General features: G+C 36.7%; 4 protein-coding genes. 3 read left to right on the forward strand and 1 reads right to left on the reverse strand.

From position 1 onward, the window contains the following. The coding region (locus FJR38_RS26495) for a transposase (protein ID WP_168540536.1) at positions 1 to 413 on the reverse strand (413 nt) is incomplete at its 3' end. Positions 414 to 717: 304 nt separating this feature from the next. Here FJR38_RS26495 and FJR38_RS26500 point away from each other — a divergent pair. The 3 genes from FJR38_RS26500 to FJR38_RS26510 all read left to right on the forward strand — a co-directional run. Beyond that, positions 718 to 2,448, forward strand: a complete 1,731-nt coding sequence (locus FJR38_RS26500) for a type IV secretory system conjugative DNA transfer family protein (protein WP_168540538.1) — start codon at positions 718 to 720, stop codon at positions 2,446 to 2,448. A 244-nt stretch (positions 2,449 to 2,692) separates the two neighbouring features. Then, positions 2,693 to 3,979 (forward strand): hypothetical protein, encoded by a 1,287-nt coding sequence (locus FJR38_RS26505; RefSeq protein WP_254449594.1) that lies wholly within the window; start codon positions 2,693 to 2,695, stop codon positions 3,977 to 3,979. A 109-nt stretch (positions 3,980 to 4,088) separates the two neighbouring features. After that, positions 4,089 to 4,522 (forward strand): transposase (locus FJR38_RS26510; protein WP_168540540.1); only part of this gene is annotated, 434 nt, incomplete at its 3' end.

Here is a 4,522-nt window from a genome sequence, read left to right on the forward strand (position 1 = left end):
ACTGATTTTATTTCATGATTATTAACCATGCTTCTATTCATTCTGTTCACTAATTCTATATCTATTCTTTGTCTAAAATGAACTAACATTGATGCCTCAAATGGTGCTTTATTACTATAGCTATTCAATCCTATAAAGTATTGTAGATATGGATTTTCTCTTATTTGTTCTACTGTTTCTCTATCACTTAAACCCAATCTTTCTTTGATTATTAAAGCTCCTATGGCTATTCGAAAAGACTTTGCTGGTGCGCCTATTTCTATCGTGAATTGTTTCGCATATTGATCTTCAAATTCTGACCACGGAATTAAATTCGCCATTATTACCCATCTATTATCTTCTGCCAACTGTCCCTCAAATGGCAGTTTAAACTTTTCTATGGGGGTAGGTAGAGTTTCAATTTTTCGATACATTTTCTATGTTTTTGTGAGGATTTTTACCCATTTTACCCGATTGCCTTGCACTTTTTTCCCATTTATAGACTTCAATCACTATTTATATAAGGGTTTCAGCTTTAATCAGCAAGCCCTATATATGTTTTAAAATATTCATCTACAACAACTTTTAAATTTTCAAACAACACTCTTGCGCTCTTCTCTGCGCCTCCGCGTCTCTGCGTGAGATAAAGAAAATGTAGTTATCTACTTGAAATGGCTGTCATACAAAATATCGCAATCCTAAGTCTATATCAATCATTTTGAAATTTATATAATCACCATGAGTACAAACAACTTTATTTCCGAACTTCAAAATCCTCAAGCACCAATTGGTAAATACACTCATTACCTTTTTTCTGCTAATGGGTTAATGCTGACAGGATTATTGCTAGGATTTCTATTACTACAAATGTTATCTGGGAATAAAAAAGGCAGGTTAGCTACCAGTTATTTTGGCGGCAGCAAGGAGACAGCTAAAGCGAAAAAGAAAGCTATCAAACAAATTGCTAATCCTCAATGTGATAGTGCCAGTCTCTATGTTGGTAGACACAAATTTACAGGTCGAAAAACTCAAGATAAAGAACCGGGAAGTCCCATACCGTTATATATACCAGATGTACAAAGAGGAACGGCAGTCATTGGTGCTCCTGGCAGCGGTAAGTCTTTTTCTGCTATTAACCCGATGATTTATAGTGCCATTGACCAAGGTTTTCCAATTGTTTTATATGACTTTAAATACCCAACGCAAGCTAAAGTTGCCAGTTATGCGAAAAAGATGGGTTATCAAGTCCATATTTTCGCTCCTGGTTTCCCTGAAAGTGAGGTGTGTAATCCCCTTGATTTTCTGCGAGATTCTACGGATGCGGAAACAGCAAGGCAGTTAGCGACTGTGATCAACAAAAACTTCAAAATGATGGCTGCTAGTAATGAGGATGCTTTTTTTGGCCCTGCTGGTGACCAGTTGACCGAAGCTATCCTGATGCTGACTAAACAAACTCAGTATGCAGATATTATGACAGCGGCGGCTATTCTCAGCAGCGATCGCATGGTAGAAAGATTAATGGCTGCTAACCTCAATCCCTGGATTAAGATTGCTTTTGGTCAGTTGTTTAGTTCTGCTGGTTCTGAAAAAACGATTGCAGGTATCGCCGGTACTGCCAGTTTGATGTTTACCCGGTTTATGAAAAAGAATACTTTGGGGTGTTTTGTGGGTAAGACGACTCTACCTCTGGAAATCAAGGGTAAGCAGATGATTATTTTTGGGTTGGATAGGGAAAGACGGGATGCTGTGGGTCCACTATTATGCAGTATCTTACACATGACTGTAGCTAAGGCGATCGCCAAAAAACGGCAAGACCCATTAGTTGTTGTCCTCGATGAAGTGCCTTCTTTATACCTACCAGACCTGTTTAGATGGCTCAACGAATCTCGCAGTGAGGGTTTTTGCGGCATTCTGGGATGGCAGAACATGGGACAGTTAGAGAAATACTACGGTAAGGAAGTTGCTAAAACCATGCTGGGTGCTTGTGGTACGAAGTTCATTTTTAATCCGGGTGAGGAAGAATCAGCGCGGTTGTTTAGTGCTTACCTGGGAGATGAAGAAATTAAGTATAAGCAGAAATCTAAAAGCACTGGGGGAGGTAAAAGCAGTACCTCAATCTCTGAACAGGATAAAACACGGAAGTTATTTGAACCAGCACAGTTTTTGAAGTTGCCACCGGGGAAGTGTATATTTATTAATCCGGCTTACTGTAATCAAAATGAAGCTTCTGTTCCTTTATTAAAAACAATTAAAATTCCCAAGGCTTTAATTAATATTGAACAAGAAAATGACTCTAGGTGGACAAATTTGATTGCTCGATTAACAGAAAAAAGCACTCAACAACGTCCTACGCAAGAAGATTTAGATAAACGAGTGGCTGAAGTAAATAAATTATTTCCTATTCCTCAGCAACCTGTACAAGCTGGTGCTGTACCATTACCTATTGATGCTTATAAAGGATTTTTCTAATTGCCAATGTTAACGAAATTGTCTAGTTTTCAACAATTTGTATATAGCAATTTTCAAAGGAATGTTAAGGTTTCATTTTTCTTTACCTCTGCGTCTCTGCGGTTAGCTTAAAAAATACTGTGCTGCTTACAGATTCCATAAAGGATACATAAACAAAATAGAATTGCTATATGTAACGAAAAATTACATTTTTAAAATTAATCTTGTTAATCCTTAAATCCTGATCTCAAAGGGATATATTAATATGTTTGATGAAAGAGTAACGCAGTTAGCAACAGGTTATCAAAAAACTGTTGACCATATAATTGATGAACTTCAAATCACTGCCTCAGTATTAGCAGAATTAATCCAGGCTTTAATAGATAAAGCTAGAGAAAAATTGCAGCAGGAACTAGAAAATATATCTGAAATTGAAGTACAAATAGGAAGTGAGAAATATCGGCTTGTTCCTGATGAGGAATGTCCCGGTGCTTGGAAATGGGAAGCTGCCAAAATGTCTGATGTCCAAGCGCAGAATATCGCCAAGCAGTTAATGTTAACAGCAGCAGATAATTCTCAGGATATCACAGATATTGTTCTATATAATAATAATTCTTCCTTAGCTATTATTGCCACTATTGAATCTGGTGATAAATTAACTGTTTACCAGCAAGATAATGAAGGTAAGTGTTGTCATAACTGGGTGACAGAAAATTTAGACACTGAGGAAATTATTGCTGTAGTTTATGAACCCATAATTCGTTATTTACCTCCTAGTCAAAATTCCACAGATAGTAAAACAGAGTTAAAGGAAGAGTTAATAACAATTGTTGATGAACTGTTAGGGAAACTTTTTGGGAATCAAGATATTGAAAGTGAAAATGTTGATAATACTACAGAATCGGAATTTGCAACATCAACAGAAAACACCAGAGAAAGCATCGAAATAGATGATGAATTTACATCTGTTTTAGATTCACCGTTTGAAGAAGAGACTTTCATATTTTGGGATGAAAATACTCCCTTACCAGAACCACCAGTAGATGATTCACCAGAATGGGATGATACGAGGGATATACCTTTAGCTGCTGAGATGACATATACAGAAGAACATCAGCCTGATTTTACTGATAAACAAGTTTCAACGAATGAAATAAAAGTTGAAGAAACAGTCACAGATACAACACCTGAAACTGATACTAATAAAGAGAATAAATCAGATAAATTCGTTGAAATAACAGAGGATGAAATTAAAACACCAAAGCGCAAAGTCGCTTTTACACCAAGCTACAATGGTGTAGTTTCATCTCCAGCAGTAATTTCTCAAAATCAAAACTGGGTTAGGGAAGTAGAAGTTCCTATTAAGAAGGATGTTGCAGCTAGTTGGCAAAAGTTTCTAGGTCCGAACTGGCTGAAAATGCGGCATAAACTGAAAGTTGAAAATGACCAAATTGCTCAAACAGCAGTTGAACTTCTCAAAGCTTATGGAGAGACGTTAGCAGATGGTTCTAGAATTTACAGAAGTGATGCTTTTGTAATTAGGGCTTGCTGAATAAACATAAAACCGGGACAAATAGATGACTTGATGGGGATAGAAAGTGAAAAAGGTGCAAGAAAAAGAGTTAAAATGAGTAAAATCCCTTGCATTAAGGCGCATTAAGATGTATAGAAAAGCGCAAGAACAGGAAACAGCACCGGAAAAGTTTCAACTACCCTTCGAGGAGAAATTGGCATTAGACAACCGATGGGTAATTATGGCAAAAATGATCCCTTGGTCGGAATTTGATGGCGAATACGCAGCAATATTTTCAGAAAAAATAGGCGCACCAGCCAAAACATTTAGGATGGCACTGGGGGCATTAATAATCAAAGAAAAGTTAGGAATAAGTGATAGAGAAACAGTAGAACAGATCAGGGAAAATCCTTATCTACAATACTTTATAGGGATGTCAACCTATAGTAATAAACCACCATTTGACCCTTCGATGTTAGTTCACTTTAGAGAAAGAATAGATATAAACCTAGTTAACAAAATCAACAGAGAAATAGTAAAACAGGCGTTAGAAATACCAGAGGAGACAGTACAAGAAAAAAA

It is taken from the genome of Anabaena sp. UHCC 0253, assembly GCF_009712085.1.
Taxonomy (GTDB): domain Bacteria; phylum Cyanobacteriota; class Cyanobacteriia; order Cyanobacteriales; family Nostocaceae; genus Dolichospermum.

Bases quoted from the DNA above. Each gene is read 5' to 3' on its own strand.
- FJR38_RS26500 (WP_168540538.1), top strand. From the start codon at position 718: ATGAGTACAAACAACTTTATTTCCGAACTTCAAAATCCTCAAGCACCA.
- FJR38_RS26505 (WP_254449594.1), top strand. From the start codon at position 2,693: ATGTTTGATGAAAGAGTAACGCAGTTAGCAACAGGTTATCAAAAAACT.